Origin of the sequence: Mameliella sp. CS4, from assembly GCF_019392335.1 — a bacterium.
Taxonomy (GTDB): domain Bacteria; phylum Pseudomonadota; class Alphaproteobacteria; order Rhodobacterales; family Rhodobacteraceae; genus Antarctobacter.
The window spans coordinates 253,125-271,142 of the sequence record NZ_JAHXRQ010000001.1 but is presented as its reverse complement, the minus strand read 5'-3'; the positions used below and the strand labels follow the sequence as shown (position 1 = coordinate 271,142).

The following is an 18,018-nucleotide window of genomic DNA, read 5'->3' as shown; positions in this document are numbered from 1 at the left end:
GGGCAGGATTATGGCGGATCGCGGGCGATGGATACCGGAATGGCGGAAAATCTGATCTCGGCCGAGGTGCCGGACTGGTCGCGCGAGCGGATCGAACGGTTCTGGGAACCGGGCAAGAAGATGATCCGCGCAGTCCGTCGTTACCAGGCCTGGCGCGACCGGGGTCTTCTGGGCCGTGTCGTGGCGCGATACTGGGTGCTGAACCACTGGTTCTGGTCGCTGATCTGCCAGAGCGAGTTGCATCTGACGACCGAGATCGGCGGCGGGCTGCGCCTGACCCATCCGACGGGGATTATCGTGCACCCGGAGGCCAGGATCGGCGTGAACTGCATGATCTTTCACCAAGTGACGCTGGCGGGCCCGGTGGTTCTGGGCGGTCACGTCGACGTGGGCGCGGGCGCCAAGCTGATTGGGCCGCTGAAAGTGGGCGATCACGCGGTGATCGGCGCCAACGCCGTGGTGACACGCGACGTACCCGCCGGGGCGACCGTGGCCGGGGTGCCCGCGAAGGTGATCGCGCGATCTGAATAAACCGGGGGCCGGTCGGGACTCGGCCCCTTTCAGGTGCCATCGCCCGCCCGCCACCCCTCGGGTATCGCGCCTTGCGGCGCGTTTTTCGCTTCGGGATTCACCAGGAAACAAGCCCGTGCCTGTTCCCCGGAGCCATCTCTCGCTGTCTTGCTGCCTGAGCCAGCCCGCCAGCCAATGCAAGGGCAAGCCGCGCGAGGCGCGGGGCTGCGCCCCCTTGCATTGGCTGGCGGCCCAGCTCTTTTCGGCATCAAGCGAGAGATGGCTCCGGGGAACAGGCACTTGGGCCCGGCTATGCCGGGTCGGTCAGGGGGGCGGGCGCCGAAAGCGCAGGGTGTCGGCGGTCGGCGTCTCCGGATCGGGCAAGAAGCCCGATTTTTCCAGCACACGGGCGGAGGCAGGATTCGTGCGGTCCACCCCGGCGAGAAGGGTCATGGGCGCGGTTTCGTCCAGATGTGCCGCAAGGCCCTGGACCAGTTCGGTGGCATAGCCTTTGCCCCAGGCCTCTTCGGCAAAGAGATAGCCGAGATGCGCGCAGTCGCTGACGCGCTCCGGGTCGGAGAAGAGCATGAGCAGGCCGACCAGGGTCTCGCCTGTCTCGACGAGCCAGACGTTGGATGCGGTGTGGCGCGCGGCGATCCAGTTTGTGATTTGGCTGGGTGTGCCGTCCAGTTGCACCGAAGGCGGCAGGGGGCGCAGGACGGGCGGCGTAAGGATCCGCGCGAGGCGATGTTCAAGCGCCGGGCGGGTAGCCGGATCGTCGAGCGCCGCCGCCCAGGGCGTGACGCGGAGCCGGCTGGTGGTGAAGCCGGTCAATAGCCTAGCCCGTCGAGTGATTGCCCGTCGAGCAGGGCGCGGTAGACGTCGATTGTCTTTTCGCCCTTCTTCGCCCAGGGGAAATAGCCGTCGGCATAGGATTTGGCGCGGGCTGCGGTCTCGGCCATGTTGGCGGGGGCCTCGGCGCAGGCCTCCATTTCAAGGCGGAAACCATCGACCATGCGGTCAAAGCTGCCCATCTCGACCCGCGCGCCCCGGCCGTGATCGGCGAGGTCGCCGGGGGCGCCGTAATTCGCCACGATCACCTGGCAGCCGCAGGCCATCGCCTCGATCACCACGCCGGCGCCCAGCTCGCGGATCGAGGGGAAGACGAAGGCGTCCGAGTGGCGCATCATCCCGGCCACCTCGCCCTGGGATTTGCGTCCGTGCATCGTGATGCAGTCCTGTAGCCCGTGTTCGGCAATCAGCGCCTCCATCCGGGCCCGCTCCGGCCCGTCGCCGACCACGTGCAGGTGATGGCGGCGCAGGATGTCAGAGGCGGCGAAGGCGCGGATCGGCAGTTCGGGCAGTTTGTAGGGGACAAGGCGGCCCGCGTAGAGGAAGTCCAGCCGCCCGTCGCCGCGGCGGCCCGCGGGTGCGGCGCCCTCGGCATGGAAGATCGCGGGATCAAAGCCGATCTCGGGGAAGGAGACGATGCGCGCATCCTCGACCCGCGGCAGGTCGGCCCGGGTGTGCGAAAAGGCGCAGAGCACGGCGGCGGCATCGTCATAGGTGCTGCGCGCGTAGGGCAGGTACTTGTAGACATTCCGCAACTTGCGCAGACCCTCCTTTTCGCGCGCCTGTTCGGCGGCAAAGGCGCGCGGCCAGTCGAGATTGCCGTTCAGCGGCCCGATCACGAAGGGCTGGCGCACCTTGTGCGCCAGCCAGCTGGGCAGGGTGGGCGACATGGGCGTGATGCGATGCACGATGTCGAATTGCCCGGCCCGCAGGTCATCGCGAAAGTGGCGCCAGACTCCCTGTTCGAAGGCGAGGTAGGGCAGGTAGTTGAAGATCATCGAGGTCGACCAGCCGACCTCCTCACCGCCCCGGATCAGTCTGGCCAGCCGGTACATGGGCGAGGCGATCCATTCGTTGTCGATGTAGACCACCGGCACGGATGGCCCATCCTTCTCGATGTTCTCGCGGTTGCGGACATGGGTGGCGACGGTCACATCCGCCAGCTTGCCGATTTCCAGCGCGTACTTGTAGCCAACGATGGGCAGCGAGGGCCATTCCGGGTTGCATTCGTCGGCGACCAGAAGGACGCGGGGTCTTTGGGACATCTGGGACCTTTCTACATCGCCGTGCGGCGCCGCAGGGGCGCGGCACTGGCCGCCTGCCGCGCCTTGGGTGTGATCTCTTGCAGGCGCTCGGCGTAACCGGCCAATGCGCCCGCGATCAGCCAGGTGAGCGGCGTGAGCGTGGCGTTGGGGATCATGTCGGCCACGTTGATCGCCAGCATCAGCGAAAGCGGCCCGACAAAGGGGGAAACGGTATCGGGGCGTTGCGTGGGCGTCGCCCGCCATATCAGCACCAGCGGCCAGAGCAACAACCCGAATTGCGCCAGGAACCCGACCCAGCCATATGTGCCGATGGCGATGATCCACAGCCCGTCGGTCACGGTCAGGATGGCGCCGCTGAACGGGTCCAGGATGTGATTGCGCCCCTAGCTGCCCCAGCCGAAGACCGGTTTGATATAGGCCCGTTCCAGCAACGTGTCCTCGTTCTGGAACCGAAAGCGCAGCGATCCGGCCCGGTCCGGGTCGATCTTTTCGGCCTGCGCCAGCATCTGGTCCTGCGGGACAAGGTCGGCGCCCTTTAGGATCGGGTAGGCCAGGGCCACCGCCCCGATGAACAGCGCGATGCGCAGTTGTGCCCGGGGCTTCAGCAGCACAACCAGCGGCACAAGCAGGACCATGAAGATCTGCGCCCCCAGCGATTTCGCCATGACCAGGACCAGCGTCAGGTAGCCGGCGACAGCCAGCGCCCTGGTCCGGCCCGGGCCCTTGTCCCAGCGCCAGAGCGCCCATGCCGAGACCACGGATGTCATCAGGAAGAAGGCGACCCAGATGCCGTGGTACAGAAAGACGATGGGGCGATAGCCGCCAAAGCGGATGGTCTGGGCGAAGAAATGCTGGAAATAGCCATAGACCCAGCTGTTGAGCTGGGGTGAGACACGCATTTCCAGCAGCATCAGCGGCGTGTAGATCAGCCCGCCGACGACCAGCGCGCGCAACAGTTCCCGCATCGCTCCGCCAGAGGCGAGGTGCTGTCGGGCCAGAAGGAAGGGCAGCACCATCAGGAACTGTTCCAGCACCAGAGCCGCCGCATCCTTGAGCCCCAGCGCGGGCAGGCCGACGATGCCGAAATAGACCGGTTCGCCGTTGGTGAGGACCGTCATCACCGGTGAGAAAACGAAGGTCAGAAAAAGAACCTTGCCAAACCGCGACCGGGGCAGCAGCGGGCCGCCCGTGTCCTTGCGCCACAGCGTCAGGGCAAAGGCCATCAGCGCGGGAATGTTGTGCTTGTCCAGCGGCGGCATCATCGGAAAGTCAAAGACTGCGGGCGGTTCCGGCAGGAACAGGTAGCACAGCATCAGCGACCAGATGATCGCACGGTCCAGCGGCAGCCGCGACATCATCACGGCCACGAAGATCGGGCTTGCCGCCAGTGCGAGGAAGGCGATCTGGTTGGGCATGGTCGCTTTGCGTTTGGGCGCGGGATGCGCCGGTTCCAGTGTGACCTAGCAACCGGCTGGGGCAAAGTCGCGGCTGCAATGCAGCAAAACAGTGAAATCCGCTACATTTCGGGCACCGTACCCAAATTGGCGCGGAACGGTCGTAAAAACGCCCGTTTCTTTTATCATTGCATGGAAAACATCCACGACAAACCCTGCGCCCGGAAGGAGATCATGGCCCGCGACACACTCCGCATCGCCTACCTGTGCGATATGTCCCCATTGGACCGGAACCTGTATTCCGGCGGAAATGCGCGGATTTTCGACGCCCTTCGGACTCACGCCGGCGAGGTCACGGTGCTGCCGCAGGCTTGGGGCGGGGCAGAGCCCCTGCGCCGCCTGATCCATGCCATGCCGGAACGGGTGAACCTGCGCGCGCGGTGGAGGGCACACTATGCGTTGCGCCGGGTGATTGCGCGCCCAATCGAGGCGGAGTTGCGGCAGGGGGGCTACGATGTGCTGTTCGGGGCTTATGCTCTGCACACGCTGGCCGGGCTGCGGGTGCCTCCGGGCGTGGTCACGGCCTTCACCTCGGACGCGACGCAGACAGTCTACCGCGAGTCCGAGGTTGGGCAGGCGCATGAACGGGTGTTCAAACTGGGCCGTTTTCTGGACGATTGGGCCGAACGGCAGGAACGCGCGGCGCTGGCGCGGGCGGACCTTCTGCTCTGGCCGTCGGAATGGCTGCAGACCGCCGTGGAAAGCCGCTATGGCATCGCGCCTGACCGCAGCCGCCTGGTCCCCTGGGGGGCCAATATCGCCGACCCGCCGCCACCCGGGCCGCGCAGCCTGAGCCGGGCAGAGCCGCTGCGCCTGCTTGTGATCGGGCGCGACTGGTCGGCCAAGGGCGGGCCGGTGGCCTTCGACACGATGATGGCCCTGCGTGATGCGGGCGTGGACGCGCGGTTGACCGTGATCGGCTGCGTGCCGCCGGAGGAGAATTCCAACCAGTTTGTCACCGTGCACCCGGAACTGAACAAGGCGGTGCCCGAGGAACAGGCGATCTTTGACGCCGCGCTGGCCCAGGCGCATTTCATGGTCATGCCGTCCTTTGAATCCTATGGGTTTGCCTTTTGCGAGGCCGCGGCTCACGGTTTGCCGTCCCTTTGCCTGCGGGTGGGCGGCGTGCCGGTCCGCGACGAGATCACCGGCCATGCCTTGCCGCCCGGGTCAGAGGCGGCGGATTTCGCGCGCAACATCCTGGCCTATCTCGACGACCCCGCCAGCTATGCCCGGCTTAGCCGTGCGGCGCGGGCCGAGTACGAGGCGCGGCTCAACTGGGATGCCTGGGGGCAGAGGACCGCCTCGCTCCTGCGCGAGGCGGTGGCGCGTAAACGCGAGAGCCGCGCGGCCTGACACGCCGGGCCGTGGCTGGTGCTGCGACGCGGCATGTGCTACCCGAAGGGCTGAGTCTTTCCCCAAAGCCGATTGCGGCCGGAGCACATCATGTCCCCCCTCACAGATCACGGCTTGGCCGTGCAATCCCGCCTCAGCCAGGCCTATGGGCTGAGCCCCGATGCCGTCCTGTCGATGATGGACGCCGTCAGCCGGGGCGGCGGTATGCAGGCGCAGTTCAACGTGCCGGAACTGGGCGGCATGGGTCAATGGCAGTCCGGCGGCATGACGATGGTCGGGGACATGTTCAATAACGGGCTCAAGAATACGGTAAACAACCTCTGCGGCGAAATTTCGAATGCCTACTATCAGGGAGCCTTCTACCAGCCCGCACCGCAGCCGCAGGGCAGCTGGCAGGGACAGCAGCAGGGTGGGGCCTCGATGACATTCTCGGGCGGCAGTTTCGGCTCATGGTGGCCGTCGGATCTGGGCCAGCCCTCGTCGCAGGGCTCGCAGAACAACCTCAGCTACGCGATCTTCCCGCAGTCGCGGCGGCTGGCGGTGAACCTGAACGGGCAGGTGACGGTCTATGACACGGGCGATCACCTGATCGGCGGCGTCGGGCAGCAGCAGTCAGGCGATGCCAGTTGGACCTTCACCAGCCAGTACGGGACGGTCTACCTCAACCAGCTGCCGGTGGTTTCGGGGGCGGGCTCCGCGCCCGAGCCGTCCTTTGTCCAGCCAGAGCCGGCCCCGATGCAGCCCGAACCGGTCTACCAGCCAGAGCCTGTTTCCCAGCCCGATCCGGCCCCCGCGCCGGTCCAGCAGGGCGGCAATTCCGATCAGATCTTTGCCGCGCTTGAAAAGCTGGGCAGCCTGCGGGACATGGGCATCCTCAGCGAGGATGAATTTGCCGCGAAGAAGGCGGAGTTGCTGTCGCGGTTGTAAGGGAAGGTGCCGTGAAGTCCGCATCGAGCCCAGTTTCCCAGATGCTGCAGGTTGCACCAACTTCGGCTTCCAAGGTTCCGGCAACGGCTTATTGGTAGGAAGTCCTGTTCCAAACCATCAAAGCGAAGTGGCGTGCATCGCCAAGATAGTTGGGCAACGCCAAGCAATGTCGAAAGCCTGCATGGTGAGCAACGCCAATCGGATGCATTCCAGAACGCACTTGATTGCGGGGATCATCGATGCAGGAGCGTTGGAAAGGAGACGTTCCGGACCGTTCTCTATAACCGGGGAACGGCGTGGCGACAGCGATCCCAGCCAAGTTTTGTTTGACCGCCAGGTTTTGGAACGCAACAAGCAGTGTACCAATTTCTTGACTGAGATGCGCGTGTCCAGGACCAGCGGTGTATGCCATCCGGCTGACATATAGCCAACTTCCCTGCTTTTGGTGACTTAGAACTGTCTCATTTTCTGTACCGTCGGACCAAGGAATGGGTTCTTCGATGACCTTTTCTGAGATGCGAATTGCGCAAGCGAAACCGATGATGTCACCGTCAAGTTCGCTTATGAAAATACCTTGCGGGAAGGTCGAGTAGTAGGCTTCAAGCTTCTCCTTGCTGTGGTCAGGATGACAAAAGACCAGTGACCTCGACCCGATTGGGGTACGGCCCGGACGTTTCGGCAGGCGGGACATTGCTGCCAAATCTTCCAGTTTTGCCCTTCGAGCAGGAGTGTTGCTTGACGACACGGGTTAACAGACCTCTCTCTATATATGTAGCCGACTTAGCAGTTTGTCAGGCCGACGGAAGCAGATGTTAATCTGCCAAAACTCCTACGTCACCTTCGTCCGCAAGTCGGTCGTTGCCGGCACATGTATCACGGACCTCGTATCATCTCCCCAACAGTCAGAGCGTTCTGGCCTTAATCCGCCCATCTAACTGGCCCTATCCGGTGCTCCGTCCCGCCAGTAGATTGCCCGGCAAACGCCGGCACCTTCTGCCGGCGCCTTTGCCTTGGGAGCGCGGCCAATGAAAATGACCACCGAAGAAGCCTTCGTGAAGGTGCTTCAGCGTCACGGGATCGAACATGCCTTCGGGATCATCGGCTCGGCCTTCATGCCGATCTCGGACCTGTTCCCCAAGGCGGGCGTCATGTTCTGGGATTGCGCGCACGAAGGCTCGGGCGGGTTCATGGCCGATGGCTATACCCGTGCCTCGGGCAAGATGAGCATGATGATCGCCCAGAACGGGCCGGGCATCACCAATTTCGTCACCGCCGTGAAAACCGCCTATTGGAACCACACGCCGCTGTTGCTGGTCACGCCGCAGGCCGCGAACAAGACCATCGGGCAAGGCGGGTTCCAGGAAGTCGAACAGATGAAACTGTTCGAGGACATGGTCGCCTACCAGGAAGAGGTCCGCGACCCCTCCCGCATCGCCGAGGTGCTGACCCGCGTAATCGCCAAGGCCAAGCTGGCCAGCGCGCCCGCGCAGATCAACGTGCCGCGCGACTACTGGACTCAGGTCGTCGACATCGAGATCCCCGAGCCGATCCTGTTCGAGCGCTCCTCGGGTGGTGAGAACTCGGTCGCCGCCGCCGCCGCGCTGCTGTCGGAGGCAAAGACCCCGGTGATCCTGAACGGGGCCGGCGTGGTCCTGTCCGAAGGCGGGATCGCCGCCAGCATGGCGCTGGCCGAACGGCTGGAGGCGCCGGTTTGCGTCGGATACCAGCACAATGACGCTTTCCCGGGCGGGCACCCGCTGTTCGCCGGGCCGCTGGGCTACAACGGCTCCAAGGCGGGGATGGAACTGATCCGCGACGCCGACGTGGTGCTGGCCCTGGGCACGCGGCTCAACCCGTTCTCGACCCTGCCTGGCTATGGCATGGAGTACTGGCCAAACGACGCCAAGGTGATCCAGGTCGACATCAACCCCGACCGCATCGGCCTGACCAAGAAGGTCAGCGTGGGCATCATCGGCGACGCGGCCAAGGTCGCGCGCGGCATTCTCGACAAGCTGGCCGATACGGCGGGCGACGAGGGGCGCGCGGAACGCCGCGCCAGGATCGCCGAGACGAAATCGCGCTGGGCGCAGCAACTGACCGGGATGACCCACGAGGACGATGATCCGGGCACCAGCTGGAATCAGCGTGCCCGCGATGACAAGCCCGACTGGATGAGCCCGCGCATGGCATGGCGCGCGATCCAGAGCGCGCTGCCGCGCGAGGCGATCATCTCGTCGGACATCGGCAACAACTGCGCCATCGGCAACGCCTATCCGTCCTTTGACGAGGGGCGGAAATACCTGGCGCCCGGCCTGTTCGGCCCTTGTGGTTATGGCCTGCCCTCGATCATCGGGGCCAAGATCGGCTGTCCGGACGTGCCGGTCGTGGGCTTTGCCGGGGACGGCGCCTTTGGCATCTCGGTCACGGAACTGACAGCCATCGGGCGTGGTGAGTGGCCCGCGATCACCCAGATCGTTTTCCGCAACTACCAGTGGGGCGCGGAAAAGCGGAACTCGACCCTGTGGTACGATGACAATTTCGTCGGCACGGAACTGGGTGAGAGCGTCAGCTATGCCGGAATCGCCTCGGCCTGCGGGTTGAAGGGGGTGGTGGCCCGCACGATGGATGAGCTGACCGCCGCCCTGACGCAGGCGATCACCGACCAGATGGAAAACGGCGTGACCACGCTGATCGAGGCGATGATCAACCAGGAGCTGGGCGAACCCTTCCGCCGCGATGCGATGAAGAAACCGGTCGTTGTGGCGGGGATCGACCCCTCCGACATGCGCCCCCAGACCCCGGCCAAAGCGGCGGAATGATGGGTGACCCGGCGGGAGGGGACGTTCTTGTCCTGAACGTCGGGTCCTCCTCGATCAAATGCGTGGTCTTCGACGCCGCGCTGCACGAGGTGCTGCGCGGCGGGGTCGACGGGATCGGCCATCATGCAGCGTTGCGCATGGGCGCCCTGCGCCAGCCAGTGACAGCCCCGGATCACGGCGCCGCGCTCTCTGCCCTGCTGAAGGCGTTGGAGGCGCAGGGCATCGCGATGACCTCTCTGCGGGTGGCCGGACACCGCGTTGTGCATGGCGGGCCCAACCTTGCCGCGCCCGCGCGCGTCACGCCCGCGGTGCGGGCCGAGATCGCCCGGTGCGCGCCTCTGGCGCCCCTGCACAACCCGCATAACCTGGCGGCGATGGAGGCGCTGGCCCGCCTGACGCCCGACCTGCCGCAGGTCGCCTGTTTCGACACCGGCTTTCACGCGAGCATTCCAGAGGTCGCGCAACGCTATGCCCTGCCACCCGACTGCGCCGAGGCGGGCATCCGGCGCTTCGGCTTCCACGGGCTCAGCTACGCGGGGCTTGTCGCGCGGCTGGAAAGCCTGGCAGGGGGCCTGCTGGACCGGGTCCTGGCCTTTCACCTGGGCAATGGCGCCTCGGCCTGTGCGATCCTGCGCGGACAGAGCGTGGCGACGACGATGGGCTATTCCCCCACCGACGGGCTGACGATGGGCACGCGGTGCGGCAGCATCGACCCGAACGCGGTCCTGCGGTTGGCCGAGGAACGCGGGGTGGAGGGCGCGCGCGACCTGCTGAACAACCGCGCCGGGCTGGCGGGCTTGTCGGGCGGGATCTCGGACATGCGCGCGCTGGAGGAGAGCGCATGTCCCGAAGCCGTGTTTGCCATCGACCACTTCACCTATTGGGCAGGGCGCCACGCGGGCAGCCTGATCTCAGCGATGGAGGGGCTGGAGGCCGTCGTCTTTACCGGCGGCATCGGTGAGAATTCTGCCCGTGTCCGGGCGGCGATCCTGGACGGGCTGCGCTGGGCCGGGGTCAGTTTCGAGGCTGACAGGAACGCCCGCAATGCCCCGCGTCTGCACGGCGACGATGCCAGTGTCACGGCCTGGGTCATTCCCGCTGAAGAGGAACGGGTCATCGCCCGCGCGGCGCTGGACCTGGTGCAGGCATGACGGGTCAATCCAACGCCAGCGTGACCGCCGTCGCCGCCACGATGTCATCGACCGTGGCGCCGCGCGACAGGTCGCAGACCGGCTTGCGAAACCCCTGCAGGATCGGCCCCAGCGCCTGTGCCCCGGCCAGTTCCTGCACCAGCTTGTACCCGATGTTGCCGGAATCGAGATCGGGAAAGACCAGCACATTGGCATCCCCCGTCCCAAGCCCCTTTTTCGCGGCGATTGCCGGGTTCAGTGCCGCATCTGCCTGCACCGGCCCGGCAAAGCCCGTCATTTCGGCGGCCCGCCGCACGCGGTCCACGCTGTCGCCCGCACCGCTGGTCCCGGTGGAAAAGGACAAAAGCGCCACGCGCGCCTCGCCCAGCAAGGACTGTGCAGTGCGCTCGGACGCGCGTGCGATAGCGGCCAGCCCCTCGGCATCCGGTGCCAGGTTCACCGCGCAATCGGCAAAGATCAGGGTGCGCCCGTCCGGCATCAGCATGGCAAAACAGGAAGACGGCAGGCTGACCCCCTCGGCCAGCCCGATGGCGATCGAGGCCGCCTCGATCACCCGCCGCGTCGGCGCATCGGCGCCCGCCACCATCGCCTCCGCCTCTCCGGCGGCCACCATCGCGGCGGCGCGGTACAGCGGGCGGTCCAGCATCCGGCGCGCCAGGCCTTCCTTCATGCCGCGCGCCTCGACCAAGGTGGCGATCAGGGCGTCCGTCGTCGGGATCAGGCCGACAGGCTCTGCCAGCCGGTCTCTGCGCAGCCTGTCACAGGCTGCCGCCACGCGCGGCTCTGCGATCTCGGGAAAGACGACGCGCGCCCGCCGCGCCCGTGCCCGGTCAAAGGCCCGCTCCAGGAATGTCATGCCGGCTGTCCTCCACCCGTTTATGCAGGTGAGTTTGGCGCGGGGCGGGGGCAAAGATCAACGCACCGCGCCGGGAAAGCCGGTCTTGCCAAGAGGCGCATTCCGGGAAAATCATCCCAAATGGAACGGAAAAGCGGACCCTGATTGCCCGGGCTTGCAGGGCGGCAGAATTGATATACGAATGATGCATCAACTTGCACGCCCGTCAGACGGCGCCAGAGGGAGGGGACATGGCACAGCCTCGGGTTGAGACATCGCCCAGGGTCTCGGACGAAGTCCGCAAGACCACCTGCTACATGTGCGCCTGCCGCTGTGGCATCAACGTGCACATGAAGGACGGCAAGGTCGCCTATATCGAGGGCAACCGTGATCACCCGGTCAACAAGGGCGTGCTTTGCGCCAAGGGCAGCGCGGGGATCATGCAGCACAACGCGCCCTCCCGCCTGCGCGCGCCGCTGAAACGTGTCGGCCCGCGTGGGTCTGGCGAGTTCGAGGAAATCAGCTGGGACGAGGCGCTGGAAACCGCCGTCAACTGGCTGAAACCCCTGCGCGAAACGGCGCCCGAGAAACTGGCCTTTTTCACCGGGCGCGACCAGAGCCAGAGCTTTACCGGCTGGTGGGCACAGGCCTATGGCACACCGAATTTCGCCGCGCATGGCGGGTTCTGTTCCGTCAATATGGCGACGGCGGGCATCTACACGATGGGCGGCGCCTTCTGGGAGTTCGGCGCGCCCGATTGGGAGCATGCGAAACTGTTCCTGCTCTTCGGCGTGGCAGAGGATCACGACAGCAACCCGATCAAGATGGGGATCGGGCGGCTGAAAGAGCGCGGCGCCAAGGTCATCGGTGTCAATCCGATCCGCTCTGGCTACAACGCCGTTGCGGATGACTGGATCGGGATCACGCCGGGGACCGACGGGCTGTTGATCCTCTCGCTGATCCATTGCCTGCTGAAGGCCGGGCGGATTGACCTCGACTATCTCGCGCGGTTCACCAATGCGCCGGTGCTGCTGAACTGCGATCCGAAATCGCCGGACCACGGGTTGTTCCTGCGCGATGAGGACGACAAGCCGCAAGTGATCGACCGCGTCACGGGCAAGCAGGTGGCCTGGGACAGGCCCGGCATCACGCCGGACCTGACCGGTCATGTCCGGCGCGCCGGTGTCACCCATACCTCGGTCATGCACCTGCTCGCAGAGCGCTATCTCGATCCGCAATACGCGCCAGAGTCCGTGGCAGACCGCTGTGGCCTGACGTCCGAACGCATTCGCGCCCTGGCGGGCGAGCTGGCCCGCGCGGCCTTTGACGACCCGATGGTGATCGACCGCCCCTGGACCGATTTCCGCGGCGACCGGCACGACCGCATGGTGGGCCGCCCGGTGGCGATCCATGCCATGCGCGGCATCTCGGCCCATGCCAACGGGTTCCAGACCTGCCGCGCCCTGCACATCCTGCAGATCCTTCTGGGCGCGGTTGAAACGCCCGGCGGCATGCGGTTCAAACCACCTTACCCGAAACCGGCGCATGGGCACCCGCGCCCTCATGCGCAGTCCACGCCCGGCCAGCCGCTCCCCGGCCCCCATCTCGGCTATCCGCAGGGCCCCGAGGACCTGGCCCTGTCGGACGGGGGCGAGCCGCTCCGCATCGACAAGGCCTTTACCTGGGAAAACCCGCTGTCCGCCCACGGCCTGATGCACATGGTCATCTCCAACGCGCACGCGGGCGATCCCTACCGGATCGACACGCTGTTCCTCTACATGGCGAACATGGCGTGGAATTCCTCGATGAACACCTCCGGCGTCATGGAGATGCTGACCGACACGGACGAGTGTGGCGACTACAAGATCCCGCGCATCATCTACTCGGATGCCTATTCGTCCGAGATGGTTGCCTACGCGGACCTGATCCTGCCTGACACGACCTACCTTGAACGGCACGACTGCATCTCCTTGCTCGACCGCCCGATCTCTGAACCGGACGCGGCGGCGGATGCGATCCGCTGGCCGGTGGTACAGCCGGACCGGGACGTGCGCGGCTTTCAATCGGTGCTGCTGGACCTTGGCGCGCGGCTGGGCCTGCCGGGCATGGTCGACGAGGACGGCGCGCCGAAATATGCCGACTACGCGGACTACATCCAGAGCCACGAACGTCGCCCGGGCGTCGGCCCACTGGCAGGTTGGCGCATGTCCGACACCGGCCTCACCCACGGGCGTGGCGCCCCCAACGCGGCGCAGATCGACAGCTATATCGCCAACGGCGGCTTCTGCACGCTGCACATCCCGGAAGAGGCGCAGTATTTCAAACCCTGGAACAGCGCCTACCAGGACTGGGCGGTCACGACGGGGCTTTGCGACGCGCCCGCCCCCTATCTCTTTCAGCTCTACGTCGAACCCCTGCGCCGTTTCCAACGCGCCGCCGAGGGACACGGAGACCACCAGCCGCCCGACCACCTGAGACAGCAGATTCAAGAAAAACTCGATCCGCTGCCCCTTTGGTATGCGCCCGATGCGGGCGATCCGGACACATACCCGGTCCACGCCCTGACACAGCGCCCGATGGCCATGTACCACAGCTGGGGCACACAGAACGCCTGGCTGCGGCAGTTGCACGGGCACAACCCGATGTACCTGCCGACCCGCCTGATGCGCGAACACGGCCTGCAAGACGGCGACTGGGCGCGCATCACCTCGCCTCACGGCGCGATCACCGTGCCAGTGATGGAAATGGCCGCACTCAATCCGAACACGATCTGGACATGGAACGCCATCGGCAAGCGCAAGGGCGCCTGGGCGCTGAAACCCGACGCGCCCGAGGCCAGCAAGGGGTTCCTGCTCAACCACCTGATCCACGAGCTCTTGCCGCCCAAAGGCGACGGCCTGCGTTGGTCCAACTCCGACCCGGTCACCGGCCAGGCCGCCTGGTTCGACCTGCGCGCGCGCATCGAAAAGGTCCCTCCGCCCGCGGAAAGCCAACCGGCCTTCGGCGAAATCGCCTCCCCCGTCGGGCAGGGGCCGGAGCAACTGGCATGGAAGACCAAACCCTGATGTTTCTTCTCTGTAAAAATACTCCCGGGGGAGTCGACCGCAGGGAGACCGGGGGTGGAACCCCCGCACAACCAACCTGTGCCGCGTCAGCGGCGCCGCTGGATCACGGGGGCCACACATGACGACCCTTCCGGAAAAGACCACCCGCAGCCTCGGGCTGGTCATCGACCTCGACACCTGCGTCGGCTGCCATGCCTGCGTGATCTCCTGCAAAGGCTGGAACACCGAGAATTACGGCGCGCCGCTCAGCGATCAGGACCCCTACGGGGCCGATCCCTCCGGCACTTTCCTCAATCGCGTGCACAGCTATGAGGTCCAACCCGAGACCGGACCGGCGCAACTGGTGCATTTCCCAAAGTCCTGCCTGCACTGCGAGGACGCGCCCTGCGTCACCGTCTGCCCCACGGGCGCCAGTTACAAGCGGGTCGAGGACGGCATCGTGCTGGTCAATGAAAGTGACTGCATCGGCTGCGGGCTCTGTGCCTGGGCCTGCCCCTATGGTGCGCGCGAACTGGACCTGGCCGAGGGGGTGATGAAGAAATGCACGCTCTGCGTCGACCGCATCTACAATGAAAACCTCCCAGAGGAGGACCGCACCCCCGCCTGTGTCCGGACCTGCCCGGCGGGCGCCCGGCATTTCGGGGACCTTTCGGATCCCGATAGCGATGTCTCGCGTTTGGTGGCCGAGCGCGGCGGCATCGACCTGATGCCGGAACAGGGCACGAAGCCCGTCAACAAGTACCTGCCGCCACGGCCTAAGGACGGCTGGCAGGGAGAGGTCGATGTGCTGGCGCCCTTCCTCGAACCGGTCGCCGAAGAGCCGCGCGGCTTCCTCGCCTGGATTGACAAGACGCTGGAGAAACTGTGAATGCACCCGGCGCCTTCGATCATCGCCTTCACCACGTTTTCCGGGCTGGGCCTAGGCCTGCTGTTCTGGCTGGGGGTCGATCCGGATCCGCCGACCGGCTGGAGTGCCTTTGCCTTTTTCCTGATCGGCTACCTGCTGGCGGTTGGCGGGCTCATGGCCTCGGCCCTGCACCTCGGCCGGCCGGAGCGGGCGCTCAAGGCCTTCACGCAATGGCGGTCAAGCTGGCTCTCACGTGAGGCATGGACCGCCTGCGCGGCGCTGGTCGTCATGGGCGTTTACGCGGCGCTGTTGGTGTTTTTCGGGGTGCAGGTGCACGTCCTCGGCTGGCTGGGCGCGCTCTTGTGCCTTGGCACGGTCTTTACCACCTCGATGATCTACACCCAGCTGAAAACAGTGCCGCGCTGGCATCACTGGTCGACGCCGGTTCTGTTCCAGCTTTACGCGTTGGGCGGCGGGGCGCTGCTGTCGGGCCGTGTGACGACGGGGCTGGTGCTGATCGGGCTGGCGGCCCTGGCCCAGGCGGGCTGGTGGCTGGCGGGCGACCAGCGGCTGGCGGCCTCCGGCACGTCGATCGAAACCGCCACCGGACTTGGCCACATCGGCAAGGTCCGCGCCTTCGAGCCGCCGCATACCGGCAGCAACTACCTGCTGCGCGAAATGGTCTTTGTGGTCGCGCGAAAGCACGCGCGGAAACTGCGCCTGATCGCGCTGGGGTTGATGGCGGTCCTGCCCGCGCTTCTGCTGCTGTTGCCCTTCGGGCACTGGCTGGCGCTTATTGCGGTGCTGTCCCATGTGGCGGGCGTACTTGTCTCGCGCTGGCTGTTCTTTGCCGAGGCCGAGCATGTTGTCGGCCTCTACTACGGCAAACGCTGAGGCGGGGTCTACTTCGACCGTCCGAAGAGGCCTTTTACCCGGTCGCCGCCTTGGTCCAGCTTATCGCCCGCAGCGTCCAGAACCGGGTCCACCCGGTTGCGCCAGAACCGAAGCCAGCGCACGCGCAACGCCCAGAACAGCGCGGCCAGCGTCACCAGGATGATGATGTTCAGCCAGGGGATGATGGTCACGTCGGGGCCTTCGACCTCGCGGATCGAGACGGCATTGGGAAAGATCGAGATGAACTCGTTGCGCCAGCCGTAATGCCGGATCGCCACCCAGGTGGGGTTCTCGGCGGTCGACCGCAGGTCAGCGGCCTCGGCCTGCAGGTTCGAGGTATCGAACTTGAAATAGGGCGGCCAGCCCCAGCCGGTGTCCTCGTTGCGGTAGACCATGATGTCGTTGTTGGCCCGCCTCGTCTGGATAAAGAACACGTCGCGCGGCCCGCCGGGCGCGCTGCCCGTGTTGGCCTGGGACCAGAACCAGGGGTTGTCGCTGGGGTTCTCGCGCTTTTCGTAGGTGTCGGTGATCCGCGCCACGTCATGCTGGGGCAGCGTGTAGTGCAGGAAACCCGCCACGAGCAGCCAGAACAGAACGATCAGGGTCCATTTCACATATTTCATGCGCGCGGCGCCTTTCAGTGGAAATTCGTCAGATACACGATCAGGGTCACGAGGCAAAGAGGCACGGCATAGACCAGAAGCACAAGGGTCCGATGGCGCCTGCGGTCGAATTCCTCCAGCGCCTCGCGCACATAGTCCTCTTGCGAGCGGGTCTCGGCAGGGTCGGCGGCCCAGTCGGTTTCCAGAAGCTCGCGACGGCGGGCGCGCAGGTAAAACCACAGCGACCCGTAGACCACCGTGAGCACGACTGCCGCCATGATCAGGAACCGCGCCAGTGCGAACATACCCAACCTCCTGGAATTGAGGTGATACGGGTGGCGTCAAAAATCAACGGTGAATGCGGCGAAACGCGGTGTCACCAAGGGAAAAGGCCCGGGCTGTTACCAGACCGCCGTTTTCCAGCGCCGGGGCGCGGTGCTGACGACCAGCAGAAGGACAGGCCCCCAGATCAGGACCGCGCTGGCGCCCAGCCGCAGGAAATACCCCAGAGAGGCCCTGGGTGCCTGTCCCAGCAGTTCCCAGACCTTCGCGTCCTTGATGGTGTAGAGCGCGGCAAAGCCCGCCGCGGTCAGCAGCCAGACCAGCAGGGCCGAGATCACCGTCGTGGCGGCCAGGCCGCCAAGGCTCTCGGGCACAAGCGCCTCGACCCCGCGGGTGACAAGCGCGGCGACAAGCATGAGGGCCAGCACGGGCAGGAGAAGTTGCAGGATCATAAGGATAAGGATGGGGGCGGAGTGCCGCGCATTCAACGGGCAGGTTATTCCCGACCTTGTCTGACCCTGCGCCCGGCGTCAGGGTGTGGCCAGGAATTGACAGGGAGAATTACCGTGACCCGCACCTTTGCCGTATTGATGCTGACCGCCTTTGCCCTGCCCGCAGAGGCCGACGATGTTTCGGACCTGATGGACTCGGCTCTGAAGGCCTACGAGGATGGCGATATTCAGTATGCCCTCGACGAGCTGGACATGGCGCGCGCCAAGCTCTTGGAGATGAAGACCGCCAGCCTGGGCAGCTTCCTGCCCGAGGCGCCCGATGGCTGGACCCGCGAGATCAACACCGAGATGAGCCAGGGGCTGGCCATGATGGGCGGCGGCGTGGGTTCCGAGGCGACCTATACCGATCCCGATGGCGCGCGGATCAAGATCACGCTGATGGCCGACAACCCGATGGTGATGAGCATGTCGGGCATGATTGCCAATGCCGCGATGATGGGAATGAAGACAGAGCGCATCCAGCGCCAGAAATTCGCCATCCAGGACCGGCAGATGATGGCGCTGATCGCCAATCGCATCCTGGTCCAGACCGATGGCGACCCGGACAAGACGCGTCCGCTGCTGGACAAGATGGATTTCGGCGAGATGTCCCGGTTCGGGATGTGATCCGGGAACCGGGGAGGCAGGCCGCTTGTCTGCCTCCCCCA

Annotated in this window: 18 protein-coding genes; 9 read left to right on the top strand and 9 right to left on the bottom strand. The window is 65.6% G+C overall.

Annotated elements, in window-relative coordinates; all coding sequences use genetic code 11:
* Positions 1 to 39: 39 nt before the first annotated feature.
* Positions 40 to 531, top strand: coding sequence for a serine O-acetyltransferase (locus KZZ07_RS01295; protein ID WP_219511248.1), 492 nt, complete (start codon positions 40 to 42; stop codon positions 529 to 531).
* Positions 532 to 834: 303 nt separating this feature from the next.
* On the opposite strand, the gene KZZ07_RS01290 is transcribed toward KZZ07_RS01295, so the two are convergent.
* From KZZ07_RS01290 to KZZ07_RS01280, 4 genes are read right to left on the bottom strand one after another with little or no spacing between them, the layout of a single operon-like run.
* Positions 835 to 1,344 (bottom strand): GNAT family N-acetyltransferase, encoded by a 510-nt coding sequence (locus KZZ07_RS01290; RefSeq protein ID WP_219511245.1) that lies wholly within the window; start codon positions 1,342 to 1,344, stop codon positions 835 to 837.
* The gene (locus tag KZZ07_RS01285; RefSeq protein ID WP_219511242.1) at positions 1,341 to 2,627 is read right to left on the bottom strand and encodes a glycosyltransferase family 4 protein; all 1,287 of its coding nucleotides are present in this window, start codon (positions 2,625 to 2,627) and stop codon (positions 1,341 to 1,343) included. Before KZZ07_RS01285 ends, KZZ07_RS01290 begins: the two co-directional genes overlap by 4 nt.
* Positions 2,628 to 2,638: 11 nt before the next feature.
* Entirely contained in the window at positions 2,639 to 2,965 is a 327-nt protein-coding gene (locus KZZ07_RS27575; protein WP_255564095.1) for a hypothetical protein, read from the bottom strand.
* Positions 2,966 to 3,010: 45 nt separating this feature from the next.
* Positions 3,011 to 4,042 carry a hypothetical protein gene (locus KZZ07_RS01280; protein ID WP_255564094.1) on the bottom strand — a complete coding sequence of 344 codons (1,032 nt, stop codon included), beginning with the start codon at positions 4,040 to 4,042 and terminating at the stop codon, positions 3,011 to 3,013.
* A gap of 213 nt (positions 4,043 to 4,255) precedes the next feature.
* Here KZZ07_RS01280 and KZZ07_RS01275 point away from each other — a divergent pair, with 213 nt between their 5' ends.
* The gene (locus tag KZZ07_RS01275) at positions 4,256 to 5,437 is read left to right on the top strand and encodes a glycosyltransferase family 4 protein (RefSeq protein WP_219511240.1); all 1,182 of its coding nucleotides are present in this window, start codon (positions 4,256 to 4,258) and stop codon (positions 5,435 to 5,437) included.
* 90 nt (positions 5,438 to 5,527) lie between these two features.
* On the top strand, positions 5,528 to 6,364 hold the full coding sequence (locus tag KZZ07_RS01270) for an SHOCT domain-containing protein (RefSeq protein WP_219511237.1): 837 nt from the start codon (positions 5,528 to 5,530) through the stop codon (positions 6,362 to 6,364).
* Positions 6,365 to 6,452: 88 nt separating this feature from the next.
* Here the strand turns inward: KZZ07_RS01270 and KZZ07_RS01265 are convergent, their stop codons facing one another.
* Positions 6,453 to 7,055, bottom strand: coding sequence for a hypothetical protein (locus tag KZZ07_RS01265; protein WP_219511234.1), 603 nt, complete (start codon positions 7,053 to 7,055; stop codon positions 6,453 to 6,455).
* 334 nt (positions 7,056 to 7,389) lie between these two features.
* Here KZZ07_RS01265 and xsc point away from each other — a divergent pair, with 334 nt between their 5' ends.
* Positions 7,390 to 9,183 (top strand): sulfoacetaldehyde acetyltransferase, encoded by a 1,794-nt coding sequence (gene xsc / locus KZZ07_RS01260; protein ID WP_219511233.1) that lies wholly within the window; start codon positions 7,390 to 7,392, stop codon positions 9,181 to 9,183.
* Positions 9,180 to 10,334 carry an acetate/propionate family kinase gene (locus KZZ07_RS01255; RefSeq protein ID WP_370631049.1) on the top strand — a complete coding sequence of 385 codons (1,155 nt, stop codon included), beginning with the start codon at positions 9,180 to 9,182 and terminating at the stop codon, positions 10,332 to 10,334. Before xsc ends, KZZ07_RS01255 begins: the two co-directional genes overlap by 4 nt.
* A 4-nt stretch (positions 10,335 to 10,338) precedes the next feature.
* Here the strand turns inward: KZZ07_RS01255 and KZZ07_RS01250 are convergent, their stop codons facing one another.
* Entirely contained in the window at positions 10,339 to 11,190 is an 852-nt protein-coding gene (locus KZZ07_RS01250) for a phosphate acyltransferase (RefSeq protein WP_219511232.1), read from the bottom strand.
* A 230-nt stretch (positions 11,191 to 11,420) separates the two neighbouring features.
* Between KZZ07_RS01250 and KZZ07_RS01245 the strand changes: the two genes are divergently transcribed.
* From KZZ07_RS01245 to KZZ07_RS01235, 3 genes are all read left to right on the top strand, one after another.
* Positions 11,421 to 14,234 (top strand): molybdopterin oxidoreductase family protein, encoded by a 2,814-nt coding sequence (locus KZZ07_RS01245; RefSeq protein ID WP_219511230.1) that lies wholly within the window; start codon positions 11,421 to 11,423, stop codon positions 14,232 to 14,234.
* Positions 14,235 to 14,352: 118 nt separating this feature from the next.
* Positions 14,353 to 15,102, top strand: coding sequence for a 4Fe-4S dicluster domain-containing protein (locus KZZ07_RS01240; protein WP_219511229.1), 750 nt, complete (start codon positions 14,353 to 14,355; stop codon positions 15,100 to 15,102).
* Complete coding sequence (locus KZZ07_RS01235) at positions 15,103 to 15,975, top strand: dimethyl sulfoxide reductase anchor subunit family protein (protein ID WP_219511228.1); 873 nt, start codon at positions 15,103 to 15,105, stop codon at positions 15,973 to 15,975.
* Between the two features lie 8 nt (positions 15,976 to 15,983).
* Here the strand turns inward: KZZ07_RS01235 and KZZ07_RS01230 are convergent, their stop codons facing one another.
* The 3 genes from KZZ07_RS01230 to KZZ07_RS01220 form a co-directional block, all read right to left on the bottom strand.
* Positions 15,984 to 16,598, bottom strand: a complete 615-nt coding sequence (locus KZZ07_RS01230) for a DUF1523 family protein (protein ID WP_219511220.1) — start codon at positions 16,596 to 16,598, stop codon at positions 15,984 to 15,986.
* A 14-nt stretch (positions 16,599 to 16,612) separates the two neighbouring features.
* On the bottom strand, positions 16,613 to 16,882 hold the full coding sequence (locus KZZ07_RS01225; RefSeq protein WP_219511218.1) for a hypothetical protein: 270 nt from the start codon (positions 16,880 to 16,882) through the stop codon (positions 16,613 to 16,615).
* Between the two features lie 96 nt (positions 16,883 to 16,978).
* Positions 16,979 to 17,311, bottom strand: coding sequence for a hypothetical protein (locus KZZ07_RS01220; protein ID WP_219511216.1), 333 nt, complete (start codon positions 17,309 to 17,311; stop codon positions 16,979 to 16,981).
* 114 nt (positions 17,312 to 17,425) lie between these two features.
* Here KZZ07_RS01220 and KZZ07_RS01215 point away from each other — a divergent pair, with 114 nt between their 5' ends.
* A complete protein-coding gene (locus KZZ07_RS01215; RefSeq protein ID WP_370631048.1) occupies positions 17,426 to 17,977 on the top strand; it encodes a hypothetical protein in 552 nt (183 codons plus the stop codon).
* The last annotated feature ends 41 nt before the right edge of the window (positions 17,978 to 18,018 follow it).